A 23,542-nucleotide genomic window follows, 5' to 3' on the forward strand; every position below is an offset into this window, starting at 1 on the left:
ACGATTAACTGTGGGAGGATTCAGCCCTTATGAATTCCAGTCAATCCTTGGGTGACCGCCCAGCCGAAGGCGAACGCCTTTCCAAACGCATCATGCAACTGCGCGACTGTTCGCGTCGCGAGGCTGAGCAATACATTGAGGCGGGTTTTGTGCGCGTTGATGGTGCGGTGGTGCAAGAGCCGTCACGTCGTGTGACCACGCAAGCCGTGACGGTAGATGCACACGCCAGTTTGCTTAACCTCATGTCGGTCACGCTGATTTTGAACAAACCTGCGGGTTGGACCGATGGCCTAGAGCCATTGCCGATGAAAAAGCCTGCGCCAGTCGGGCGCGCTGGCGTGCCAACACGCGTGCCTAAAGGTCCGCAAAACGTGCGCACTTTGCTCACCCCCGAGCAACACAGCAAGCATGACCACAGTGGCGTGCGTTTTTTGAAAAGTCATTTGGCCAAACTCGACGCCAGTGTGCCTTTGGAATATGAAGCCAGCGGCTTGGTGGCTTTCACGCAAGACTTTCGCGTGCAGCGCAAGCTGATGGAGGACATGGCCTTCATTGAACAAGAGCTCATTGTGGATGTGCGCGGCGAGGTGACGCCCGATGCGCTGCGTCCCATCGAACGCGCCATGCGCGACGAACGTTTGCGTTTGCCCGATTTCAAAATCAGCGTGGGCAGTGCCAACCCCGAGCGCAGCAAGTTGCGTTTGGCCGTGAAAGGCGCGCACCTGGGTTTGGCGGTTTACCTGTGTGAATTGGCTGGGCTGGAAATCTTGGCGCTGCGCCGCATCCGTTTAGGACGCGTGAGCTTGGGCGATTTGGAAGAGGGCGCTTGGCGCTATCTGAGCGAAGGCGAGCGTTTCTAACGCTCTGCTGCGCTTAGTTGCTGAGGCTGTCGCCGTTGGCCGCAGGTGCCACGCGACGCGCGCCGGTGAAGCGGCGGTCCCAATAGGCTTGGCGCATGTCGTCCACGCGCACTTGTTGGCCTGGCTTGGGCGAGTGGATGAACTTGTTGTCACCCACGTAGATGCCCACATGGCTGAAGGTTTGGCGCATGGTGTTGAAGAACACCAAGTCGCCGGGCTTCAAATCTTGTTTGTCGATTTTTTCAGTGGCCGCGGCTTGTTCGCTGGCTCGGCGTGGCAGCACTTTGCCCACGGTTTGCTCAAACATGGAGCGTACAAAACCGCTGCAATCAAAACCAGTGCTGGCATTGGTGCCACCTCGGCGGTAGGGGACGCCCAAGAACGTCATGGCGTTGACCACCAAGTCTGACGCCGTGTCTCCGACGGATTGGCGCATCTGGTCCATCTGCGCGACGATGCCGCGCTCGGCCAAATAGCGCTCAATGTCGTCTGCGGCATTGTTCGACGGTGCAGCATGTGCACTGGCGACGCAGCAGAGGATGAGGAGAATTCGTTTCAACATAACCGCTTATTCTAGCTGTTTTATCTGCTAAAGCTTATCAAATATATCGCGTAAGTTGTTGATTTACCTAGGGTTAATCCTAAAGTAAACGATATTGACAAACGTCCTCTAGCCGCATCGTCGATACTTGGTGCTTTCTACAAACCTATTCGTACTTCGCATGTTGCTCGACGACCAAGAATCCCAACTCGTGCTGGTGGACTACCAGGCGCGCCTGATGCCCGCTATTTTTGAAGCTGATTTGGTGTTGGCCAATGCCATGCGCTTGGCCCAAGCCGCCCATTGGATGGAAGTGCCCACCTATGGCACGGAACAAAACCCAGAAAAATTGGGTCCCAATCCTGTGGAGTTGCGTGCCTTGTGCCGCCGTACCTTGCCCAAGATGAGTTTCAGCGCCTGTGCCGATGGCCTGAGCGAGGTGTTGCGACCCGCGGCGCGTGCGCCCGCTGGCAATGCCCGCAGCTTGCCCAAGCATTTGCAAAAGGCCGTGCCGCAAGAGCCTACGCGCCAAAGCATCGTGATCGCCGGCTGCGAAGCCCATGTGTGTTTGCTGCAAACCGCTTTGGATTTGCTAGAGGAAGAGTATTCGGTGTGGGTGGTGACGGACGCCTGCGGTTCACGCACCGAGCGCAACCGCGATGCGGCCTTTGACCGCTTGGCCGGTGCGGGTGCCGAACTGGTGACGACCGAGATGGTCTTATTTGAATGGCTGCGCTCAGCCGAAGCCGACCCCTTCAAAGAAATTCACGCCCTGATCAAGTAAAGGGTAATTACCCACAGCAAAAGTCAGCTTGTTGCAAGTCCGTTCTTCTCATAATTATGAATTCAGTGCAAATTCGTTTTTAGGAGAAGTAGATGGTTGCTTATGCAGATTTTCACCGCCGTTCCATTGAGGATCGCGACGCTTTTTGGTCTGAGCAGGCCAAATTGGTGGAGTGGGAGACCCAGCCACAACAAATCTGTGATTACAGCAACCCACCGTTTGCCAAGTGGTTTGTGGGTGGCAAAACCAACCTGTGCCACAACGCGGTAGACCGTCACCTCAAGGACCGCGCTGACCAAGCGGCCTTGATCTTCGTCTCGACCGAAACCAACCAAGAGCACACCTACAGCTTCCGCGATTTGCACGCTGAAGTGCAGCGCATGGCGGCCATTTTGAAAGATCTGGGCGTTACCAAAGGCGACCGCGTCTTGATCTACATGCCCATGATTGCCGAAGCGGCGTTTGCCATGTTGGCTTGCGCGCGTTTGGGTGCCATCCACTCGGTGGTGTTCGGCGGCTTTGCGTCTCATTCCTTGGCGACCCGCATTGAAGATGCGTCGCCCAAAGTCATCATCAGCGCGGACGCGGGTTCACGCGGCGGTAAAGGCGTGCCTTACAAGCCCTTGCTCGACGAGGCGATCAAGCTGTCGGCACACAAACCTGCCAATGTCATCATGGTGGATCGCCAATTGGCGGCTTTCACGCCCGTGGCTGGTCGTGATGTGGATTACGCCACTGAGCGCGCCAAACACATGGACACCGTGGTGCCTTGCGAGTGGGTGGAGTCCACCCACCCCAGCTACACCCTGTACACCTCGGGCACCACTGGCAAGCCAAAAGGCGTGCAACGCGACACCGGTGGTTACACCGTGGCTTTGGCGTCCAGCATTCCCCACATTTACCAAGGGAAGCCTGGTGGCACTTTCTTCTGTACCAGCGACATTGGTTGGGTGGTGGGGCACAGCTACATCATTTACGGTCCATTGATTGGTGGCATGGCCACCATCATGTATGAAGGTCTGCCCATTCGCCCAGACGGCGGCATCTGGTGGAGCTTGGTTGAGAAGTACAAGGTCAACGTCATGTTCAGCGCGCCCACGGCCATCCGTGTGCTCAAAAAGCAAGATCCCGCTTTGTTGACCAAATACGACCTGTCCAGTTTGCAAGCCTTGTTCTTGGCGGGCGAGCCTTTGGACGAACCGACGGCCAAGTGGATTTCTGAAGGTTTGAACGGCAAAGCCATCATCGACAACTACTGGCAAACCGAAACTGGCTGGCCAATTTTGACCATTTGCAACGGCGTGGAAAAAGCCCCGAGCAAGTTTGGCTCACCTGGCAAAGCGGTGTATGGCTACAACGTCAAGTTGGTCGATGACCAAACCGGCGAAGAGCTCACGGGCGCTAACCAAAAAGGCGTGTTGACCATCGAAGGCCCGCTGCCTCCCGGCAACTTGCAAACCATTTGGGGTGACGACACCCGTTTCGTCAACACTTACTGGAAGACCGTGCCTAACAAACTCGTGTACAGCACCTTCGACTGGGCGGTGCGCGACGAAGACGGCTACTACTTCATTTTGGGCCGTACCGATGACGTGATCAACGTGGCCGGTCACCGCTTAGGCACCCGCGAAATCGAGGAAAGCATCTCCAGCCACCCCAACATCGCCGAAGTGGCGGTGGTCGGTGTGGCCGATCAGCTCAAAGGCCAAGTGGCCATGGCGTTTGCGATTGCCAAAGATACCTCTGGCTTGACCGACGACGCAGCCCGCAAAGTCTTGGAGGCCGAAGTCATGAAAGTGGTGGACAGCCAACTCGGTGCGGTGGCACGCCCATCCCGTGTGATTTTCGTGACATCATTGCCCAAGACACGCAGTGGCAAATTGCTGCGCCGTGCCATTCAGGCGGTGTGTGAAAAGCGCGATCCCGGTGATTTGACAACCATCGACGATCCAACCGCTTTGCAACAGATCAAAGACCAAATCGTTTGATTTGGCGCCCACGGCTGGGTTTTCGGTGGCACAATCTTGGATGCACTAGGTCAATCCTGACCACAGTCGCATCCGCTAACCGGTCCAGCCGTGTCGCGGAGGTTTTTTTCCAACCAGCTAATGTTCCCTGCAGGGGAACGGAGGTCAGCGCAAATGAGTGAGACAACCGTCTATCAAGCCTATTCGGGCAATACCCATCTCTTCGGGGGCAACACCCCTTACGTCGAAGAGATGTACGAAAACTATCTAGCCAATCCTGGTAGCGTGCCCGATTCGTGGCGCGAGTACTTCGACGCGCTTCAGCATGTGCCCGCAGTCGATGGCTCGAACGCCAAAGACGTGCCTCACTTGCCCGTCATCAACGCCTTTGCAGAACGCGCCAAAGCTGGCGGTACCAAAGTCGTCATGGCCAGCGAAAACGTCGAAATGGGTCGCAAGCGCACCGCTGTGCAGCAACTCATCGCCGCTTACCGCAATGTGGGCCAACGCTGGGCAGACCTCGATCCACTCAAGCGCACTGAGCGTCCCAATATTCCTGACCTCGATCCCGCTTTCTACGGCTTCTCTGATGCCGACCAAGAAACCGTGTTCGACACCAGCAACACCTTCTTCGGCAAGAACAACATGTCCTTGCGCGAATTGCTCAACGCTTTGCGTGAAACCTACTGCGGCACCTTGGGCGCCGAGTTCATGTACACCTCAGAAATGGGTGAAAAGCGTTGGTGGCAAGAAAAGTTGGAAAGCATCCGCAGCAAACCCAACTTCAATTCCGACAAAAAGAAAGCCATCCTCGAGCGCTTGACCGCTGCGGAAGGCTTGGAGCGTTACCTCCACACCAAATACGTGGGTCAAAAGCGCTTCTCGCTCGAAGGCGGCGAAAGCTTCATCGCCGCGATGGACGAGCTGATCCAACAAGCGGGCCTCAAAGGCGTGCAAGAAGTGGTGATCGGTATGGCCCACCGTGGCCGTCTGAACGTGTTGGTCAACACCATGCGCAAGTTGCCTGCCGACTTGTTTGCCGAGTTCGACCACACCGCCCCTGAAGACTTGCCTGCTGGTGACGTGAAATACCACCAAGGCTTCAGCTCTGACGTGTCGACTGCTGGTGGCCCCGTCCACTTGTCTTTGGCGTTCAACCCCTCCCACTTGGAAATCGTCAACCCCGTGGTCGAAGGCTCTGTGCGCGCCCGCATGGACCGCCGCGCTGACCCAACGGGCAGCCAAGTGTTGCCCGTGTTGGTCCACGGTGACTCCGCTTTCGGCGGTCAAGGTGTGAACCAAGAAACCCTGGCCTTGGCCCAAACCCGTGGTTACACCACAGGCGGCACGGTGCACATCATCGTGAACAACCAAATTGGTTTCACCACCTCTGACCCACGCGACATGCGCTCCAGCGTGTTCTGTACCGACATCGTCAAGATGGTCGAAGCGCCTGTGTTGCACGTCAACGGTGACGATCCAGAAGCCGTCGTGTTGGCTACCCAGTTGGCGCTCGAGTACCGTTCGACCTTCCGCAAAGACGTGGTGCTTGACATCGTGTGTTTCCGTAAACTCGGCCACAACGAGCAAGACACACCAGCGCTGACTCAGCCGCTGATGTACAAAAAAATCGCCGCTCACCCTGGCACCCGCAAGCTGTTCGCCGACAAGTTGGCCACACAAGGCTTGGGCGACACATTGGGCGACGACATGGTCAAGGCCTACCGCGCCGCTTTGGATGCGGGCAAGCACACCGATGATCCTGTGTTGACCAACTTCAAGACCAAGTTCACTGTGGACTGGTCACCCTTCATGGGCAAGAAGTGGACAGACGCTGGCGAAACCGCCATCCCCATGACCGAGTGGAAGCGCTTGGCTGAAAAAATCACCACCATCCCCGCATCCGTCACGCCTCACCAGTTGGTGAAAAAGGTGTACGACGACCGCGCCGCGATGGGCCGTGGCGACATCCCCGTGGATTGGGGCATGGGCGAGCACATGGCTTTCGCATCGTTGGTGGCCAGCGGCTACCCCGTGCGTTTGTCGGGCGAAGATTGCGGCCGTGGCACGTTCACACACCGCCACGCTGTGATTCACGATCAAAAGCGTGAAAAGTGGGACACAGGCACTTATGTGGCGTTGCAAAACGTGACTGAGAACCAAGCTCCGTTTGTCGTGATCGACTCGATCTTGTCTGAAGAAGCAGTGCTCGGTTTCGAATACGGCTACGCCTCGAACGACCCCAACACCTTGGTGGTCTGGGAAGCCCAGTTCGGCGACTTCGCCAACGGCGCCCAAGTGGTGATCGACCAGTTCATTGCCTCCGGCGAAGTGAAGTGGGGCCGTGTGAACGGCTTGACCTTGATGTTGCCTCACGGCTACGAAGGCCAAGGTCCAGAGCACAGCTCGGCACGCCTCGAGCGCTTCATGCAACTCGCCGCTGACACCAACATGCAGATCGTGCAGCCCACCACGGCCAGCCAGATCTTCCACGTGTTGCGTCGTCAAATGGTGCGCGACTTGCGCAAGCCTTTGATCATCTTCACACCCAAGTCCTTGCTGCGTAACAAAGACGCGACATCGCCTGTGTCTGAGTTCACCAAAGGTTCGTTCCAAACCGTGATTCCTGAGAACAAAGCGCTCAAGGCCGACAAGGTCAAGCGCGTGTTGGTGTGCTCGGGTAAGGTTTACTACGACTTGGTCAAGAAGCGTGAAGAGTTGGGTGCTGACGACGTGGCTATCTTGCGCGCCGAACAACTCTACCCATTCCCACACAAAGCCTTCGCTGCTGAACTCAAGAAGTACCCCAACGCCACTGAGTTGGTGTGGACGCAAGACGAGCCACAAAACCAAGGCGCATGGTTCTTCGTGCAGCACTACATCCACGAAAACATGTTGCCAGGCCAAAAGCTCGGCTACTCGGGCCGTGCCGCTTCTGCGTCACCAGCCGTAGGTTACTCACACTTGCACCAAGAGCAGCAAAAGTCGCTGGTCGAAGGCGCATTCGGCAAGCTCAAAGGCTTCGTGCTGACCAAATAAATCGTTGAATCGAACACACCAATAAAGAGAGATACATATGGCAATCATCGAAGTCAAAGTTCCACAGCTGTCCGAATCCGTGGCCGAAGCCACCATGCTGCAATGGAAAAAGAAAGTGGGCGAGTCTGTCGCTGCTGACGAAATCTTGATCGACATTGAGACCGACAAAGTGGTGCTTGAAGTGCCCGCACCTGCCGCTGGCGTCTTGTGCGAAATCTTGGTCGCTGATGGCGGCACCGTGGCTGCTGAGCAGCTCATTGCGCGCATCGACACCGACGGCAAAGTGGGCGCAGCTGCCCCCGCTGCAGCAGCGCCTGCCGCCGCACCAGCCGCAGCTGCTGCACCTGCAGCCGCCGCCGCTGCATCGACCAGCAAAGCTGGCGTGGCCATGCCCGCTGCAGCCAAGCTGATGGCTGACAACAACTTGGCCGCTGGCTCTGTGGCTGGTACAGGCAAAGACGGTCGCGTCACCAAAGGTGATGTGCTCAGTGCCGTTGCCGGTGGCGTGCAGTCCACAGCGGCTGTCATTCCTACAGGCGCACCGACCAAAGCATTGCCACAGGTGGCAGCACCTGCTGTCAACTTGGGCGAGCGTCCAGAGCAACGTGTGCCGATGACACGCTTGCGTGCGCGCGTGGCTGAGCGTTTGTTGCAATCGCAATCGACCAACGCCATCCTGACCACGTTCAACGAAATCAACATGGCCCCGGTCATGGACATGCGCAAGCGCATGCAAGACAAGTTCGAAAAAGAGCACGGCGTCAAGTTGGGCTTCATGAGCTTCTTCGTCAAAGCGGCAGTGCATGCTTTGAAGAAATTCCCCGTGTTGAACGCTTCTGTGGACGGCAACGACATCGTGTACCACGGCTACTTCGACATCGGTATCGCGGTGGGCTCACCACGCGGTTTGGTGGTGCCAATTTTGCGCAACGCTGACCAAATGAGCTTTGCCGACATCGAGAAGAAGATTGCCGAATTCGGCGTCAAAGCCCGTGACGGCAAGTTGGGCCTCGAAGAAATGACCGGCGGTACGTTCTCGATCTCCAACGGCGGTACCTTCGGCTCCATGATGTCGACACCGATCATCAACCCACCCCAATCTGCGATCTTGGGCGTGCACGCGACCAAAGACCGCGCCATGGTGGAAAACGGCCAAGTCGTGGTTCGTCCGATGAACTACTTCGCGATGTCGTATGACCACCGCATCATTGACGGCCGTGAAGCTGTCTTGGGTCTGGTGGCGATGAAAGAAGCGCTGGAAGATCCAGCGCGCCTCTTGTTCGACATCTAATTTCAGCTAATTGCAATGCCCCCAGTTTGGGGGCGTTGTTCATTCAAGAGATATTCCTATGAGTAAACAATTCGACGTCGTCGTCATCGGCGGTGGCCCCGGTGGCTACATCGCAGCCATCCGCGCTGCACAACTCGGTTTCCAAGTCGCTTGTATCGACGAGTGGAAAAACGCAGCTGGTGGCCCAGCGCCCGGCGGCACGTGTACCAACGTGGGTTGCATTCCCTCCAAAGCTTTGCTGCAGTCCAGCGAACACTTTGACCATGCCAACCATCACTTCGCAGAACACGGCATTTCTGCCAAAGACGTGAAGATGGATGTGGCCAAGATGATTGCCCGCAAGGACAACGTCGTGAAGCAAAACAACGACGGCATCTTGTATCTGTTCAAGAAAAACAAGGTCACGTTCTTCCACGGCCGCGGCAGCTTTGCTGGCAAAGCTGAAGGCGGTTACACCATCAACGTGGCCGGTAAAACCGAAGAAGCCATCACGGCCAAGCAAGTCATCATCGCCACAGGCTCTAACGCCCGTGCGTTGCCTGGCACACCGTTTGACGAAGTCAACGTGTTGTCCAACGACGGTGCTTTGCGCGTCGGTGCTGTGCCTAAGAAACTGGCCTTGATCGGCTCAGGCGTGATTGGCTTGGAGATGGGTTCTGTGTGGCGTCGTCTCGGCGCTGACGTGACCATCCTCGAAGGCTTGCCTACCTTCCTCGGCGCTGTGGACGAGCAAATCGCCAAAGAAGCCAAGAAGGCGTTTGACAAGCAAGGCTTGAAGATTGAACTCGGCGTGAAAGTTGGCGACATCGTCAACGGCAAGAAGGGCGTCACCGTCAACTACACCAACGCCAAAGGCGAAGCCATTGTGTTGGACGCTGACAAGCTGATCGTGTCCATCGGTCGCGTGCCTAACACCGTCGGTTTGAACGCCGAAGCCGTGGGCTTGCAGCTCGACGAGCGCGGCGCGATTGTGGTCGACGGCGACTGCAAAACCAACCTGCCTGGCGTGTGGGCGGTGGGCGACGTGGTGCGTGGCCCCATGCTTGCGCACAAAGCCGAAGAAGAGGGCGTTGCGGTGGCCGAGCGCATTGCCGGCCAACACGGTCACGTCAATTTCAACACCATCCCTTGGGTCATCTACACCAGCCCCGAAATCGCTTGGGTGGGCCGCACTGAGCAGCAGCTCAAGGCCGACGGCGTGGCGTACAAGGCCGGCACCTTCCCGTTCCTCGCGAACGGCCGTGCCCGTGCGTTGGGCGACACCACCGGTATGGTGAAGTTCTTGGCCGATGCCACGACCGACGAAATCTTGGGCGTCCACATGGTGGGCCCACAAGTTTCCGAGTTGATTTCTGAAGCCGTGGTGGCGATGGAATTCAAGGCGTCTGCCGAAGACATCGCACGCATTTGCCATGCGCACCCGAGCTTGAGCGAAGCGACCAAAGAAGCGGCCTTGGCCGTCGACAAACGCACGTTGAACTTCTAATCAGTTTCAACCGCTTTGCGTCTAAAAAGCCCGCTGTTAACAGCGGGCTTTTTTCATGGGCAAGGCACAATAGGGCCCTATGTCAGTCAAACAACCTGTCCATCAGAATTACCTCAAAGAACTCGAAATTCGAGGCTTCCAAAGTGACCCTGCGCAGCTGCGCGCGATTGATGCCCTGGAGCGTTGCGCCAGCGAGTGGGCTGCGTACAAAGAGAAGCGTTCGAACTCGTTGAAAAAGCTGGTGAACCGTCCCGCCATTCCGCGCGGCGTGTACATGTATGGCGGGGTGGGGCGTGGCAAAAGTTTTTTGATGGATTGCTTTTTTGAAGCGGTGCCCATCAAGCGGAAAACACGTTTGCACTTTCATGAGTTCATGCGTGAGGTGCACCGTGAGCTGCGTGAGTTGCAAGGCACAGTGAACCCACTCGATGTGTTGGGCAAACAAATGTCCAAACGCTACAAGCTGATTTGCTTTGATGAATTTCACGTGGCTGACATCACCGACGCGATGATTCTGCATCGCTTGCTCGACGCCTTCTTTGACAACGGTGTTGGCTTTGTCACCACGTCTAACTTCAAACCTGATGACTTGTACCCAGGTGGCATGCACCGCGACCGCATCATGCCTGCGATTGCGTTGTTGAACAAAGAGTTGGAAATCATCAACGTGGACAACGGCACGGACTACCGCCGTCGCACGCTAGAACAAGTCGAGCTGTATTTGCGCCCCTTGGGTGAAAAGGCTGATGCGGCGATGACCGATGCATTCAACCGCTTGGCCGAGTGCCAAGACGAAGACCCAGTGCTGCATATCGAAGCGCGTCAAATCAAAGCCCGTCGCCGAGCCGGTAGTGTGGTGTGGTTTGACTTCAAAGACTTGTGCGGTGGTCCGCGTTCGCAAAACGATTATTTGGAAATTGCCAGCCAATTTCATACCGTGTTGCTCAGCGATGTGCCGCAGATGCCGGTCAACAAGGCTGCCGAGGCCCGTCGCTTCACATGGCTGGTGGATGTGCTGTACGACCGTCGCGTCAAGCTGATGTTGTCAGCCGCTGTGGCTCCTGAAGAGTTGTACACCGAAGGCCCGATGGCGCATGAGTTCCCGCGCACGGTGTCGCGGTTGAACGAAATGCAATCGGCCGAGTTTTTGGCACTGGAGCGTCGCACGGTGGATACGGGGTTGACATGAAGAAAATGTTTTTTTCTTTGCTGGCATGCGTTTGCGTGACTGCATGGTGTGTGGAACCTTCGGTGAATGCCGCTGCGCCAGCATCTGGCGTGGTCGCGAGTCAGCCCTTGTCTGGTTTTCCATCGGATGCCGAACGCAACGAAGAACGCGTCCGCTTGACACGTGAACGCCAAGCACTCGAAGACAAATACAGGCAAGAGATGAAGCTGTGCTATCAAAACTTTGATGTCACCAGCTGCCGCCTGCAAGCGCGCGATCGACGCATTGAAGCCGACACTGCTTTGCGCAAACAAGAGCTGCGTTTCAACGCGCAAGAGCGTCAAATTCATGCCGAAGAGGCCCGCCGCAGTTTGGCTGACCGCAACAGTGAAGCTTCGCAAAAGAATGCGCAAGCGGAACGTGCGGCATCCATTGCCGCGTCGAAAGAACGCGCAGACGCCAACGCGCAAAAGCAAATCGACCATGCCTTGCAAGGTACCAAGCGTGGTGACTATGAGCAAAAGCAGCGCGAAGCTGCGCAACGTCGTGCTGACGCTGAAAAGAAACTCCGCGAACGCAACAAAGAACCAGCAGCACCGCTGCCTGTGCCAGGCCAATGAGCCACCCCTTGCGTGATATGGTGCAAGAAGCGTTTGCACCTTTAGGCGTGCTGGCTCGCGCCACCGATCACTTCAGTCCACGCCAAGGCCAGACCGACATGGCCCTGGCCGTGGCCGATGTGGTGGCGCAAGGCGGCAGCTTGGTGGTGGAGGCTGGCACAGGGGTGGGTAAAACCTTTGCGTACCTGGTACCTGCGTTATTGAGTGGTGAGCGCGTGTTGCTCTCGACCGCGACAAAGGCCTTGCAAGACCAGCTGTACGCACGCGATTTGCCGCGCTTGGTACAAGCGCTTAATTTGCCCATTCGCTTGGCCTTGCTCAAAGGTCGCTCCAGCTACTTGTGCACGCATCGCATGGAAATGGCGCGGCGTGACACTCAGATACCGGATCGCCATACCGTGCACTTGTTGTCGCGTGTGGAAACGTGGTCGCTCAGCACCCGCACGGGTGACTTGGCCGAGCTGCCCGGCTTGGACGAACGCTCGCCCTTGATCCCACTTATCACCTCTAACCGCGAGAACTGTTTGGGCTCGCAATGCCCCAAGTTCAAAACCTGTCACGTCAATGCGGCGCGTCGCGAAGCGTTGGGTGCCGATGTGGTGGTCATCAACCACCATTTGTTTTTTGCCGACATGGCGGTGCGCGAAACAGGCATGGCTGAATTGCTACCCAGTGTGCGTGTGGTCATCTTTGACGAAGCGCATCAGCTCAACGAAGTGGGGGTGAACTTCTTAGGCCATCAACTTGGCACCGCCCAGCTGCTGGATGTGACCCGCGACATGCTGGCCACCGGTTTGCAATTGGCACGCGGTTTGGCCGACTGGCAAGGCGTGTGTTCTGGTTTGGAACGCGCCGCACGAGAGTTGCGCCTCATCGGTGGCAAGCGACCTGGCGCTGTGAAATTGCGCTGGACCGAAGATGCGCCAGAGGGCATTCACCCCGGTGTGTGGGAGCAGTCCTTGCAAGATGTGGGCGCAGCCTGCGTGCAGGCGCTGCAAGCCTTAGACACCGTGAGTGAAATTGCGCCAGACTTCATGCGTTTGCATGACCGCGTGGCCGAGATTGCCAAGCGTGTGGACGCATTCTTGAACCCGTGTGCGCCCGATGCCGTGCGTTGGATGGATGTGAGCGCCTCACAAATGCGTTTGATGGAAGCGCCTCTCGACATCGCGCAAACCGTGCGCGAGCGTTTGATGAAACAAGCCTCAGCGATCGCGAACGATGAAAACTCGGATGAGCCGCCGCCTTGGCATGATGAGCCATCTCTGGAAGAAACTTTTGCGGCGCAGCGCGATGCCGATGCCTCTACGCACGAGGACGATGCAGACGCATCGCCTTTTGACAGCGCTTTTCCGATGCGACCCGTCGAGGACGCACGTCCACGCAGTTGGGTCTTCACGTCCGCCACGTTGGGGGATGACCCGCGCTTGCGTTGGTTCACCGAGCCTTGTGGCTTAGAGTCGGCCACGGTCTTGCGTGTGAGCAGCCCGTTTGATTACCCTGCGCAAGCCTCTCTTTATGTGCCGCGTGACATCGTGCGCCCGAATGACCCCGCGCACAGCGCGCAAGTGGCAGCCCTTGCCAGCGATGCCGTGCGCCGCTTGGGTGGTCGCACTTTGGTGCTCACCACCACGCTGCGTGCCTTGCGTGCGATTGGCGATGTGATGAAGCAGCAGCTTGAAGGCTCAGGCATCGAGGTGTTGGTGCAGGGCGAATGGCCCAAGCGCCATTTGATGGAGCGTTTTCGCGAAGGTGCGAAAGTCGGTGAGGGCGGTTGCGTGTTGGTGGCCTCGGCGACCTTCTGGGAAGGTTTTGATGTGCCCGGTGACGCGTTGCAGCTTGTGGTCATCGACAAGCTGCCGTTTCCGCCCCCCAATGACCCCTTGGTCGAAGCGCGCAGCAAGCGCCTAGAAGCGCAAGGCCGCAGCCCGTTCAACGATTACTTTGTGCCAGAGGCCGTGGTGGCTTTGAAGCAAGGGGCTGGGCGCTTGATTCGTACCGAATCAGACCAAGGCGTCTTGGTGTTGTGTGACAACCGCTTGGTGACCACCGGCTATGGCCGTAGGTTGATTGCGGCTTTGCCGCCAATGCGTCCACTGCAAACGGCGCAAGACTTGGCTCAAGCTTTAGATGCGTTGAGCCAAGACCTTATTTCCAAAACTTCCACCACGACTTTTTAGTCACGGCGCGTTCTGGGTACAGCAACGCGGAGTTAGGGTAGGTGGTTTCCAACACGCGTTTGGTGTCGTCACGCAACTGGTTCAAGCCCAGCTTGTCGTAGGACTGCACCATGATGAACAATGCTTCTTCAACCGCCGGCACATCGCGGTATTCCTGTACCGTGGTTTGTGCCCGGTTGATGGCGGCAACATAAGCGCCGCGTTGGTAGTAAAAACGTGCCACGTGAACATCTGAACGTGCCAGCGAGTTTTTGATGAATGCCATGCGCAAGCGTGCGTCAGCAGCGTACTTTGAGTCAGGAAAGCGAACCGCCAGTTCACGGAAAGCTTCAAACGATTCTTTCGCTTGCTTGGGGTCACGCTCAGCCAAATCTTGTTCAGCCCACGAAGACAGCAAGCCCAAGTTGTCGTTGAAGTTCACCAAACCTTTGAGGTACAGCGCATAGTCCAACGCGGGGCTGGCAGGGTGGAGTTTGATGAAGCGATCGAGTGTGGCCACGGCCTGCACAGGCTCGTTGGTTTTGTATTGCGCCCAGGCTTTGTCGAGCTGTGCTTGTTGTGCCAGCGGCGTGCCTGCTGCGCGGCCTTCGAGCTTTTCGTACATGCCAATGGCTTTGTCATAGCCACCCGCAGCCATTTCGTCTTTGGCTTCGTTGTAGAGCTTGTCATTGCTCCAATCTTTGGTGGGGTCGTAGTTGCTGTCGGCGCATCCTGTGAAAAGAATAGCCGTAGACAGGCCGATGGCCATCCACACAGTCGATAATTTGAGTCGTAACACCACAGGTCAACCTCTTGAAGCAAAGTAAATCCATTCTATCGGCTCAGCCGCCATCTACAGCGCCCTTGCAGGAGGATGTTTTGCTCGATGAGCATGTCGACCTCATCGACGGCCCCGAGGTGGAAACCCGCGAACTCGTCATTCCCAGTGATTTGCACGGCGAACGCCTTGACCGTGCTTTGGCTGTGTTGCTGCCCGAGTTCTCTCGCAGCTTCTCTCAGCAGTTGCTCAGTGAGGGGTGTGTGAGCTGTGTCTTGCCCACGCCTCGTGTGATGACCAAGGCCTCGGCCAAGGTGCGCATGGGCGAGCGTTACCAGCTCATCTTGAAACCCACACCGCAAAGCCAAGCCTTCAAGCCCGAAGACATTCCGTTGGATGTGATTTACGAAGACGAAGACCTGCGCGTGTTGTTCAAACCCGCCGGTTTGGTGGTGCACCCCGCGCCCGGCAACTGGAGTGGCACGCTGCTCAATGGTTTGTTGGCCTTGGACCCGCAAGCGGTCATGCTGCCCCGTGCAGGCATCGTGCACCGCTTAGACAAAGACACCAGTGGTTTGATGATCGTGGCGCGCACACGCCGCGCCATGGATGCCTTGGTGGCCATGATTGCTGAGCGCGAAGTTCACCGCGAATATTTGGCCGTGGCGTATCGCAAATGGAGTGGCACACCGGTGCGCGACATCGTGGCTGCGATTGGTCGCGACTACCGCAACCGCTTACGCATGGCCGTGGTTGACCTCGAGCGCTTGCCCGGCAAAGAAGCCCACACCACGTTTGAGTGCCTGAGCAGCCAAGAGGAAGCCTGTTTGGTGCAGTGCACCTTGCACACGGGGCGCACACATCAAATTCGTGTGCACATGGCGCACTTTGGTCACCCACTGGTGGGCGACTCGCTCTACGCTGGCCCCATGACCTTGGGCATTGACCGCCAAGCTTTGCACGCATTCCGGTTGAGCTTTGACCACCCCATCACGGGCGCACCGCTCAAGTTCGAAGCACCGCTGCCTGACGATATGGTCAATTTGCTGGCGGGTTTGGGCCTGAAGCGCCCCGAATAAGCTTTTTAGCCATCTCCGTTACAATATGGGTTCACGCTTGTGAAAGCGGTGAGCCCTTTGGCTCTGACTCGTGCGATGCCCCGCATTGCCCTTACCGCCTCGAGATAAATTTTCGTAGGCCTTTTCCTCGACCCTTGACCCGGAACTCTCACGATGAACACCGTGGATGCCAAGCGCGTACTTGAGACCGCCCTGATTTGTTCGCACCAACCGATTCAGATTCGCGATTTGCGCGTGCTGTTCTCTGACGCCTTGGGTGCAGACACCATTCGCACCTTGCTGGAAGAAATGCAGCTCGATTGGGCGCAGCGCGGCGTTGAGCTGGTGCAAGTGGCCACCGGTTGGCGCTTCCAAAGCCGCCCAGAAATGCGCGAGTATTTGGACCGTCTGAACCCCGAGAAGCCTCCTAAATACTCACGCGCTGTGATGGAAACCTTGGCCATCATTGCCTACCGCCAGCCTGTGACCCGTGGTGACATGGAAGACGTGCGTGGTGTGACCATCAACTCGTTGGTCCTCAAACAACTCGAAGACCGCGGCTGGGTTGAAGTCATTGGCCACCGCGAAACCGTGGGCCGTCCTTCTTTGTACGCCACCACGCGTCAGTTTTTGGACGACCTGGGCTTGGCCTCGCTCGACCAACTGCCCGTGTATGACAGCGCCCAAGCGCAAGCCAACGCCTTTGCCCGCTTGGGTGAAGACGATCCATCGTTGCAAATGGACATGGCCCTTGAGTCTGACGAAACCGCCGAAGTCGCAACGCCAGCCGAAGGCGAGGCCCCTATTTTTGAACTTTCCTCACCCAGAGACCCCGCCCCAACCGGCGACGACACGCATGAACACTAAACACCACGACCTGGGTGGCAAGCCAACCGAAGCACACGACGAATTCTTGGACGACGACACCGCGTTTGATTTCGACGATGTGGTCTCAGGCGAGTTCGATGCCGAACTCATCCGCGCCGAAGCAGCGCCTGAAAAACGTGTGCTTTTGCCACAACCCGAATCGCCCAAGCTGCACAAAGTCTTGGCCCAATCGGGCTTGGGCTCACGCATCGAGATGGAGCGCCTGATTGCCGAAGGCCATGTGGCAGTGAACAACGAAGTGGCCCACGTGGGCCAACGCGTGCAGTTTGGTGACCAAATCAAGGTCAATGGCCGTCAGCTCAAGGTGCGCATTGCACCGCCGCCACCGCGCGTCATCGCGTACCACAAGCCTGCGGGCGAAGTGGTGACCACCGATGACCCACAAAACCGTCCCACCGTGTTCCGCCGCTTGCCCCGCCTGTACCAAGGCAAATGGCAATCTGTGGGCCGTTTGGACTTGAACACCGAAGGCTTGTTGCTGTTCACCAGCTCGGGCGAATTGGCCAACCAGCTGATGCACCCGCGATTTGGCTTGCAACGCGAATACGCAGTGCGCTCGCTGGGCAAGCTCAGCAAAGACCAAAAAGAACAACTCATCACTGGCATTCAACTCGACGACGGTCCCGCCCAATTTGGCTCGATCGAAGAGGGCGGCGGCGAGGGCTCCAACTGCTGGTACCGCGTCACCATTTCCGAAGGTCGCAACCGCGAAGTGCGCCGCATGTTCGAGGCAGTCGGCCACGCCGTGAGCCGTTTGATTCGCATCCGCTACGGCGCCATGGTGTTGCCACGCGGCTTGAAGCGTGGCGCCTTTGTGGAGTTGGGCGAGCGCGACATTCGCGCCTTGATGGAAGCTGCCGGCGCCGAAGCGCCGATGCAAAGCGGCCCATCACGCCATGACCGCAGCGAGCGTGCCAACAGCCGCCGTCGCGGCAACAGCATTGGCCCACGTCCATCCACACCCCGCGCGGCTGAAGAGCGCAGTGGCCCCGAGCGTTTGGTTCGCACCGAGCGCCGCCGCGGTGGCAAAGCCCCAGAGCGCGCACCACAGCCAGATCCGATGCAAACCTCGGTGGGCTACATCGGTGCAGACAGTTATGCCGAGGAGCGCCAACGCAAAAAAGACGGCCAAAAAGCCTTCAAAGCAGGCTTGGTCGGTGGTCCACGTCCGTCAAGCAGTGCTGCGCCACGACGCGGCGGTTCTGCAGGCGGTAGCTTCGGCGGTGGCCGCTCAGGTGGCGGTAATGGTGGCGGTGCGGGTGGCAACCGTGGTCGAAGCGGTCGATAAATCGCACCAAAGATGCACCAAAAACGCTTACCCGCTCAAGGGAAATCCCTTGAAACGGTTAAAATAGCGGGCTACGCAGATCGCGCATAAAAGTTTCAATAACAGTCAATACAGGGAAATTCCAAATGACCGAACGTACTCTCTCCATCATCAAGCCAGACGCAGTTGCTAAGAACGTCATCGGCCAAATCTACGCACGCTTCGAAGCTGCTGGCTTGAAAGTTGTGGCTGCTCGCATGGCCCACCTGTCACGCGGCGAAGCTGAACAGTTCTACGCTGTGCACAAAGCACGTCCTTTCTTCAAAGATTTGGTTGACTTCATGGTCTCTGGCCCTGTCATGATCCAAGTGCTCGAAGGCGAAGGCGCTATCTTGAAAAACCGTGACTTGATGGGTGCAACCAACCCTAAAGACGCAGCGCCTGGCACCATCCGTGCTGACTTCGCTGACAGCATCGATGCCAACGCTGTGCACGGTTCTGACGCCGCTGAGACAGCCGCTGTTGAAATCGGCTTCTTCTTCGCCGGCATGAACGTTTACGGTCACTAAGAGGCAATTGGCGTGGCTGGTCACAGCAACGCCGACGCAAAAAAATGACGGCCAACCTGCTTGATTTTGATCTCGACGGTTTGGCCGTTTTTTGTGAGCGCTTGGGCGAGAAACGCTTCCGCGCCACACAGCTGTTCCGGTGGATCCACCAAAAAGGCGCACAAGACTTTGATCAGATGTCTGATCTCGCCAAGTCGCTGCGCGAGAAGCTGAAAACCTGCGCTCAGGTTCAGCCCTTAACCCCCATTTCTAGACACGATTCCGCCGACGGCACCATCAAGTGGCTGTTCGACGTGGGCGACGGCAACGCCGTCGAAACCGTGTTCATTCCTGAAGACGACCGAGGCACCTTGTGCATCTCGTCGCAAGCCGGTTGTGCTGTGGGTTGCCGTTTTTGCTCCACGGGCCACCAAGGCTTCAGCCGCAACCTCACCACCGGCGAAATTTTGTCGCAGCTGTGGTTTGCCGAGCACACGCTGCGCAAGCAGTTCAACACGACAGAGCGCGTCATCTCCAACGTGGTGATGATGGGCATGGGCGAGCCGTTGCAAAACTACAGCGCCTTGGTGCCCGCGCTGCGTTCGATGTTGGACGATCATGGCTATGGCTTGTCACGCCGCCGTGTGACGGTGTCCACCTCGGGCGTGGTGCCCATGATGGACCGATTAGGTGAAGACTGCCCCGTGGCCTTGGCCGTGTCGCTGCATGCGCCCACCGACGCTTTGCGCGACAACTTGGTGCCGCTCAACCGCAAATACCCCTTGCATGAACTGATGGACGCCTGCCGCCGCTATTTGGCGCACGCGCCCCGCGACTTCATCACCTTTGAATATTGCATGTTGGATGGCGTGAACGACCAGCCCGAACACGCGCAAGCTTTGATCGATTTGGTCAAACCCAAGCGCGGGCAGGGTGAACCGGTGCCTTGCAAGTTCAACCTGATTCCGTTCAACCCATTTCCTGCTTCTGGCCTCACGCGTTCGAGCGCGGCCACGGTCAAAGCATTTGCTGCGCAACTCAGCGAAGCCGGCATCATCACCACCGTGCGCAAGACACGTGGTGACGACATCGATGCCGCTTGCGGCCAGCTCGCGGGTGACGTGAAAGACCGCACCAAGGTGGATGCACGCATGGCCAAGCAACGCGTGATTCCGCTCACGCAGGTGTCGTCATGAACTTGTGGCGTGTCGTGACTTTTGTGGTCGTGTTGATCGCGACAACATGTGGCTTGGCTGCTTGCAGCGCTGCTGCGCCGCAACTAGACACGCTCACACACGCCGAGCCCGATGGCACGCGCCAACGCGCGATGCGCCGCCTGAGTTTGGCCAGTGCGTATTACGAACAAAACCAAAACGACGTGGCACAGCAAGAGGTGCGCGCTGCTTTGCAAATTGACCCCAACTATGCCGATGCCTACAGCTTGCTGGGCTTGATTCACCAGCGCGCAAAAGCGCCTGCTTTGGCGCAACAAAGTTTTGAGCAGGCCTTGCAATTGGCGTCTCAACCGCCTGTGCGTTCACCCCAGCTAGCCGCCATTCAACACAACTACGGTTGGTTCTTGTGCGAACAAAACCGTTTCGCAGAAGCGCAAACGCAGTTTGACCGTGCGCTGCTGCAGCCTGGTTATGCCAGCGCAGACAAAACAAACAAAGCCATTGAATTTTGCAAAACGCGTGCAGCACAAACTGACACGCGCTCACGCAATAATTAAATAACCCCCCTCATTCTTTTTTGAAGCCTGATGACTGAAGAAACAACCACATCGACCAACCCGAGCACGACTGCTGGGGCCTTGTTGCGTCAACTCCGTGAAGACGCAGGGTTCAAGCTCGATGTGTTGGCGCAAGCCTTGCGCGTGTCGCCTGCCAAGCTAGAAGCCTTGGAGTCCGATCGCCTGGATGAACTGCCAGACGCCATGTTTGCCCGGGCCTTGACCTTGGCGGTGTGCCGTCAGTTGAAAACAGATGCCGCCCCCGTGTTGGCCTTGCTGCCTAGCCAAGATGTGTCGCGCTTGGCACCTAAGAACGAACGTGGTTTGGACTTTCCTTTGGATCGCCCCTCGTTTTTGCCGCAATCCAGTTTTTTGGCGGTGACCCGCTTGTTCACGCCAATGCGTTGGGCTGCCTTGGCCGTTTTGGTCTTGGCTTTGGTTTTGGGCTTGTGGCCTGAAATTCAATCGTTGTTGGTTTTCAAAGACGACTCTGCGGCGGGAACGGTGGTGGTGCCTGTGGCCTCGCCGGTCGTGGCGCTGCCTTCCGCAGAAGAAGTGGTGCCTGTGACCGAGGTCAAATCCAGCAACATGGTGGTCACCACGGTTCATTCAACGGCGGTGGCCGCACAAAACGCCAGTGCTGCAGCGCCCACCAGTGCACCAGGAGCGCCCGATGCCCGCTGACACCCATTTGCAAGGCATTGCCTTGTCGCAACCCAAGGCGCGTCATAGCTTGCAAGCTCGTGTGGCATGGGGTGACCATGTGGTGACGGTGGGTGGCGACGCCCCCGTGCGCGTGCAGTCCATGACCAACACCGACACGGTGGACGCGATTGGCACCGCCATCCAAATCAAAGAATTGGCCTTAGCTGGCTCGGAGCTGGTGCGCATCACGGTGAATACACCCGAAGCCGCAGCCGCTGTGCCTTATGTGCGTGAGCAGCTCGACAAAATGGGCATCAACGTGCCCTTGATTGGCGACTTTCACTACAACGGCCACCGTTTGTTGACCGAGTTTCCCGACTGCGCGCAAGCTTTGTCGAAGTACCGCATCAACCCCGGAAACGTGGGCAAGGGCGACAAGCACGACAAGCAGTTTGGCCAAATGATTGAAGCGGCGATGCGTTACAACAAAGCCGTGCGCATTGGTGTGAACTGGGGCAGCCTCGACCAAGAACTGCTGGCTAAGTTGATGGACGAAAACGCTTTGCGTGCCAAGCCTTTCGAGGCCAAGCAAGTGATGTACGAGGCCTTGATTACCTCCGCCATCGACTCTGCCAAGTTGGCCCAGAGCATGGGCATGTCGGCGAACCAAATTTTGCTCAGCTGCAAAGTGAGCGGCGTGCAAGACTTGATCGCGGTGTATCGCGAGCTGGCCCAGCGCTGCAACTACCCCTTGCATTTGGGCCTGACCGAAGCCGGCATGGGCACCAAGGGCACGGTGGCGTCGGCCACGGCTTTGTCTATTCTTTTGCAAGAAGGCATTGGCGACACCATCCGTGTCTCGCTCACGCCGCAGCCCGGCGAGGCGCGTACGCAAGAGGTGGTGATTGCCTCTGAAATTCTGCAAGCTTTGGGCCTGCGAACCTTTGTGCCTAGCGTCACCGCTTGCCCCGGTTGCGGGCGTACCACCAGCACCACGTTCCAAGAAATGGCCAAGTCGATTGACGACTTTTTGCGCGCCCAAATGCCTGTGTGGCGCACCCAATACCCTGGCGTGGAAAACCTCAAAGTGGCCGTGATGGGTTGCATCGTCAATGGCCCTGGCGAGAGCAAGCACGCCGACATTGGCATCAGCTTGCCCGGCAGCGGTGAAGCACCTGCAGCGCCCGTGTTCATCGACGGCGAAAAAGCCATGACCTTGCGCGGCGACAACATCGCGCAAGAGTTCCACCAAATTGTTGAAACTTACATTGAAAAACGCTTCGGCTAAGCCTCAAGCGTGCTGAAGACTTCTGGATCGAAACGTGACTTCTGAACTCACTCCAAACCACACGGCCGAGCCCGTGAAATCAAGCAAGCCCGTCAAGGCCCAAGCCCTCACTGCCGTCAAAGGCATGAACGACTTGTTGCCTCCAGCCTCCGCCCAATGGGAATGGCTGGAAGACAAAGTGCGCGGCTTGATGGCACGCCATGCCTACCGCAATCTGCGCACGCCCATCGTCGAACCCACCGCTTTGTTTGTGCGTGGCTTGGGCGAGGTGACCGACATTGTGGAAAAGGAGATGTACTCCTTTGAAGACCGTTTGAACGGCGAGCAACTCACGCTGCGCCCCGAAGCCACAGCAGGCGTGGTGCGTGCGGTGGTCGAGCACAACATGCTCTACGACGGTGGCAAGCGCCTGTACTACATGGGCCCGATGTTCCGCCACGAGCGTCCCCAACGTGGCCGCTACCGCCAGTTCCACCAAATCGGCGCGGAGGCTTTGGGCTTTCCTGGCGCAGAGGTGGATGCCGAACTCATTTTGTTGGCCGCCACGCTCTGGCAAGAGCTGGGTTTGCAAGACGTGCGTTTGGAGCTCAACAGCTTGGGTCAGCCCAATGAACGCGCCGCGCACCGCACGGCCTTGATTGCGCACTTAGAAGCCCACGCCGATGTGCTGGATGAAGAAGCCAAGCGCCGCTTGCACAGCAACCCGCTGCGCATCTTGGACACCAAGAACCCAGCCATGCAAGCTGTGGTGGAAGCCGCGCCAAAGTTGATCGACTTTTTGGGCGAAGCCTCGCTGGCTCACTTCAACGCGGTCAAAGCCATTTTGGATGCCAGCGGTGTGGCCTACCGCATCAACCCGCGCTTGGTGCGTGGCATGGACTACTACAACCTCACCGTGTTTGAGTTTGTGACCGACCGCTTGGGCTCGCAAGGCACCATCTGTGGCGGCGGCCGTTACGACTACCTGATCGAGCAAGTGGGTGGCAAGCCTGCACCCGCCGTGGGCTGGGCCTTGGGCGTCGAACGTGTGTTGGAGTTGCTCAAAGAGCAGGGCACGTTGCCAGAGGCCGTGGGACCTGATGTGTACGCCATCGTTCCCGATGCGGCGGCTTTGCCTATCGTGTTCAAAACCATCCAAACCCTGCGTGCGCAAGGCATGTCCGTGCAAATGCATGCGGGGGCAGGTGAAGGCATGGGCAGCATGAAATCGCAGTTCAAAAAGGCCGATGCCAGCGGCGCGCAATTTGCCCTCATCTTTGGTGGCGACGAGTTGGCCCGGGGCGAAGTCACCCTCAAGTCGCTGCGCGATGGCGCAGGTGCCCAAGAGGCCGTGCCCTTGGTGGACGTGACGACTCGCGTGGCCGATAAACTGGCGCAGAGCCTGGCCCAGAACCAAACCACGGTTTAAACAGACCGAGCCCTA

At 57.7% G+C, this 23,542-nt stretch carries 20 protein-coding genes; 18 read left to right on the forward strand and 2 right to left on the reverse strand.

The genetic code is table 11. The annotated features are described in order from the left end of the window. The first annotated feature begins 29 nt into the window (after window positions 1-29). Window positions 30-860 carry an RNA pseudouridine synthase gene (locus QMG15_RS05925; RefSeq protein WP_281789939.1) on the forward strand — a complete coding sequence of 277 codons (831 nt, stop codon included), beginning with the start codon at window positions 30-32 and terminating at the stop codon, window positions 858-860. 13 nt (window positions 861-873) lie between these two features. On the opposite strand, the gene QMG15_RS05930 is transcribed toward QMG15_RS05925, so the two are convergent. After that, window positions 874-1,422 (reverse strand): C40 family peptidase, encoded by a 549-nt coding sequence (locus QMG15_RS05930; protein WP_281789940.1) that lies wholly within the window; start codon window positions 1,420-1,422, stop codon window positions 874-876. A 160-nt stretch (window positions 1,423-1,582) separates the two neighbouring features. On the opposite strand from QMG15_RS05930, the gene QMG15_RS05935 reads away from it, so the two are divergent. The 8 genes from QMG15_RS05935 to QMG15_RS05970 all read left to right on the forward strand — a co-directional run bounded on the left by QMG15_RS05935 (window position 1,583) and on the right by QMG15_RS05970 (window position 13,936). After that, the gene (locus tag QMG15_RS05935; RefSeq protein ID WP_108358552.1) at window positions 1,583-2,185 is read left to right on the forward strand and encodes an isochorismatase family protein; all 603 of its coding nucleotides are present in this window, start codon (window positions 1,583-1,585) and stop codon (window positions 2,183-2,185) included. Between the two features lie 92 nt (window positions 2,186-2,277). Next, entirely contained in the window at window positions 2,278-4,173 is a 1,896-nt protein-coding gene (locus tag QMG15_RS05940; RefSeq protein WP_281789941.1) for a propionate--CoA ligase, read from the forward strand. Window positions 4,174-4,326: 153 nt separating this feature from the next. Next, window positions 4,327-7,191 carry a 2-oxoglutarate dehydrogenase E1 component gene (locus QMG15_RS05945; protein WP_281789942.1) on the forward strand — a complete coding sequence of 955 codons (2,865 nt, stop codon included), beginning with the start codon at window positions 4,327-4,329 and terminating at the stop codon, window positions 7,189-7,191. A gap of 37 nt (window positions 7,192-7,228) precedes the next feature. Next, a complete protein-coding gene (odhB, locus tag QMG15_RS05950; RefSeq protein WP_108358555.1) occupies window positions 7,229-8,482 on the forward strand; it encodes a 2-oxoglutarate dehydrogenase complex dihydrolipoyllysine-residue succinyltransferase in 1,254 nt (417 codons plus the stop codon). 58 nt (window positions 8,483-8,540) lie between these two features. Beyond that, window positions 8,541-9,968 carry a dihydrolipoyl dehydrogenase gene (lpdA, locus tag QMG15_RS05955; RefSeq protein WP_281789943.1) on the forward strand — a complete coding sequence of 476 codons (1,428 nt, stop codon included), beginning with the start codon at window positions 8,541-8,543 and terminating at the stop codon, window positions 9,966-9,968. Between the two features lie 79 nt (window positions 9,969-10,047). After that, on the forward strand, window positions 10,048-11,157 hold the full coding sequence (gene zapE, locus QMG15_RS05960) for a cell division protein ZapE (RefSeq protein WP_281789944.1): 1,110 nt from the start codon (window positions 10,048-10,050) through the stop codon (window positions 11,155-11,157). Next, on the forward strand, window positions 11,154-11,756 hold the full coding sequence (locus QMG15_RS05965; RefSeq protein ID WP_281789945.1) for a hypothetical protein: 603 nt from the start codon (window positions 11,154-11,156) through the stop codon (window positions 11,754-11,756). Before zapE ends, QMG15_RS05965 begins: the two co-directional genes overlap by 4 nt. Then, window positions 11,753-13,936, forward strand: coding sequence for an ATP-dependent DNA helicase (locus QMG15_RS05970; protein WP_281789946.1), 2,184 nt, complete (start codon window positions 11,753-11,755; stop codon window positions 13,934-13,936). Before QMG15_RS05965 ends, QMG15_RS05970 begins: the two co-directional genes overlap by 4 nt. On the opposite strand, the gene QMG15_RS05975 is transcribed toward QMG15_RS05970, so the two are convergent. Continuing rightward, the gene (locus QMG15_RS05975) at window positions 13,905-14,714 is read right to left on the reverse strand and encodes an outer membrane protein assembly factor BamD (RefSeq protein WP_281789947.1); all 810 of its coding nucleotides are present in this window, start codon (window positions 14,712-14,714) and stop codon (window positions 13,905-13,907) included. The genes QMG15_RS05970 and QMG15_RS05975 overlap by 32 nt on opposite strands. Before the next feature lie 104 nt (window positions 14,715-14,818). Between QMG15_RS05975 and QMG15_RS05980 the strand changes: the two genes are divergently transcribed. The 9 genes from QMG15_RS05980 to hisS all read left to right on the forward strand — a co-directional run bounded on the left by QMG15_RS05980 (window position 14,819) and on the right by hisS (window position 23,527). Further along, entirely contained in the window at window positions 14,819-15,772 is a 954-nt protein-coding gene (locus QMG15_RS05980; protein WP_348773331.1) for an RluA family pseudouridine synthase, read from the forward strand. A 153-nt stretch (window positions 15,773-15,925) separates the two neighbouring features. Then, window positions 15,926-16,618 (forward strand): SMC-Scp complex subunit ScpB, encoded by a 693-nt coding sequence (gene scpB, locus QMG15_RS05985; protein WP_281789949.1) that lies wholly within the window; start codon window positions 15,926-15,928, stop codon window positions 16,616-16,618. Then, the gene (locus QMG15_RS05990) at window positions 16,503-17,927 is read left to right on the forward strand and encodes a pseudouridine synthase (RefSeq protein ID WP_281789950.1); all 1,425 of its coding nucleotides are present in this window, start codon (window positions 16,503-16,505) and stop codon (window positions 17,925-17,927) included. Before scpB ends, QMG15_RS05990 begins: the two co-directional genes overlap by 116 nt. Window positions 17,928-18,052: 125 nt before the next feature. After that, window positions 18,053-18,475, forward strand: coding sequence for a nucleoside-diphosphate kinase (gene ndk, locus QMG15_RS05995; protein ID WP_104797502.1), 423 nt, complete (start codon window positions 18,053-18,055; stop codon window positions 18,473-18,475). Between the two features lie 44 nt (window positions 18,476-18,519). Continuing rightward, entirely contained in the window at window positions 18,520-19,650 is a 1,131-nt protein-coding gene (gene rlmN / locus QMG15_RS06000; RefSeq protein WP_108358562.1) for a 23S rRNA (adenine(2503)-C(2))-methyltransferase RlmN, read from the forward strand. Further along, window positions 19,647-20,186 carry a tetratricopeptide repeat protein gene (locus QMG15_RS06005; RefSeq protein WP_281789951.1) on the forward strand — a complete coding sequence of 180 codons (540 nt, stop codon included), beginning with the start codon at window positions 19,647-19,649 and terminating at the stop codon, window positions 20,184-20,186. Before rlmN ends, QMG15_RS06005 begins: the two co-directional genes overlap by 4 nt. A 30-nt stretch (window positions 20,187-20,216) precedes the next feature. Further along, a complete protein-coding gene (locus tag QMG15_RS06010) occupies window positions 20,217-20,870 on the forward strand; it encodes a helix-turn-helix transcriptional regulator (RefSeq protein ID WP_281789952.1) in 654 nt (217 codons plus the stop codon). Continuing rightward, window positions 20,860-22,119, forward strand: coding sequence for a flavodoxin-dependent (E)-4-hydroxy-3-methylbut-2-enyl-diphosphate synthase (gene ispG / locus QMG15_RS06015; RefSeq protein ID WP_281789953.1), 1,260 nt, complete (start codon window positions 20,860-20,862; stop codon window positions 22,117-22,119). Before QMG15_RS06010 ends, ispG begins: the two co-directional genes overlap by 11 nt. Before the next feature lie 124 nt (window positions 22,120-22,243). Further along, window positions 22,244-23,527, forward strand: a complete 1,284-nt coding sequence (gene hisS, locus QMG15_RS06020) for a histidine--tRNA ligase (protein WP_281790090.1) — start codon at window positions 22,244-22,246, stop codon at window positions 23,525-23,527. The last annotated feature ends 15 nt before the right edge of the window (window positions 23,528-23,542 follow it).

Origin of the sequence: Limnohabitans sp. INBF002 (assembly GCF_027924905.1) — a bacterium.
In the GTDB taxonomy this organism is placed as follows: Bacteria; Pseudomonadota; Gammaproteobacteria; order Burkholderiales; family Burkholderiaceae_C; genus Limnohabitans.

Coding starts and splice junctions, on each gene's coding strand:
- QMG15_RS05925 (WP_281789939.1), top strand. CDS start 30: ATGAATTCCAGTCAATCCTTGGGTGACCGCCCAGCCGAAGGCGAACGC.
- QMG15_RS05930 (WP_281789940.1), bottom strand. CDS start 1,422: ATGTTGAAACGAATTCTCCTCATCCTCTGCTGCGTCGCCAGTGCACAT.
- QMG15_RS05935 (WP_108358552.1), top strand. CDS start 1,583: ATGTTGCTCGACGACCAAGAATCCCAACTCGTGCTGGTGGACTACCAG.
- QMG15_RS05940 (WP_281789941.1), top strand. CDS start 2,278: ATGGTTGCTTATGCAGATTTTCACCGCCGTTCCATTGAGGATCGCGAC.
- QMG15_RS05945 (WP_281789942.1), top strand. CDS start 4,327: ATGAGTGAGACAACCGTCTATCAAGCCTATTCGGGCAATACCCATCTC.
- odhB (WP_108358555.1), top strand. CDS start 7,229: ATGGCAATCATCGAAGTCAAAGTTCCACAGCTGTCCGAATCCGTGGCC.
- lpdA (WP_281789943.1), top strand. CDS start 8,541: ATGAGTAAACAATTCGACGTCGTCGTCATCGGCGGTGGCCCCGGTGGC.
- zapE (WP_281789944.1), top strand. CDS start 10,048: ATGTCAGTCAAACAACCTGTCCATCAGAATTACCTCAAAGAACTCGAA.
- QMG15_RS05965 (WP_281789945.1), top strand. CDS start 11,154: ATGAAGAAAATGTTTTTTTCTTTGCTGGCATGCGTTTGCGTGACTGCA.
- QMG15_RS05970 (WP_281789946.1), top strand. CDS start 11,753: ATGAGCCACCCCTTGCGTGATATGGTGCAAGAAGCGTTTGCACCTTTA.
- scpB (WP_281789949.1), top strand. CDS start 15,926: ATGAACACCGTGGATGCCAAGCGCGTACTTGAGACCGCCCTGATTTGT.
- ndk (WP_104797502.1), top strand. CDS start 18,053: ATGACCGAACGTACTCTCTCCATCATCAAGCCAGACGCAGTTGCTAAG.
- rlmN (WP_108358562.1), top strand. CDS start 18,520: ATGACGGCCAACCTGCTTGATTTTGATCTCGACGGTTTGGCCGTTTTT.
- QMG15_RS06005 (WP_281789951.1), top strand. CDS start 19,647: ATGAACTTGTGGCGTGTCGTGACTTTTGTGGTCGTGTTGATCGCGACA.
- QMG15_RS06010 (WP_281789952.1), top strand. CDS start 20,217: ATGACTGAAGAAACAACCACATCGACCAACCCGAGCACGACTGCTGGG.
- ispG (WP_281789953.1), top strand. CDS start 20,860: ATGCCCGCTGACACCCATTTGCAAGGCATTGCCTTGTCGCAACCCAAG.
- hisS (WP_281790090.1), top strand. CDS start 22,244: ATGAACGACTTGTTGCCTCCAGCCTCCGCCCAATGGGAATGGCTGGAA.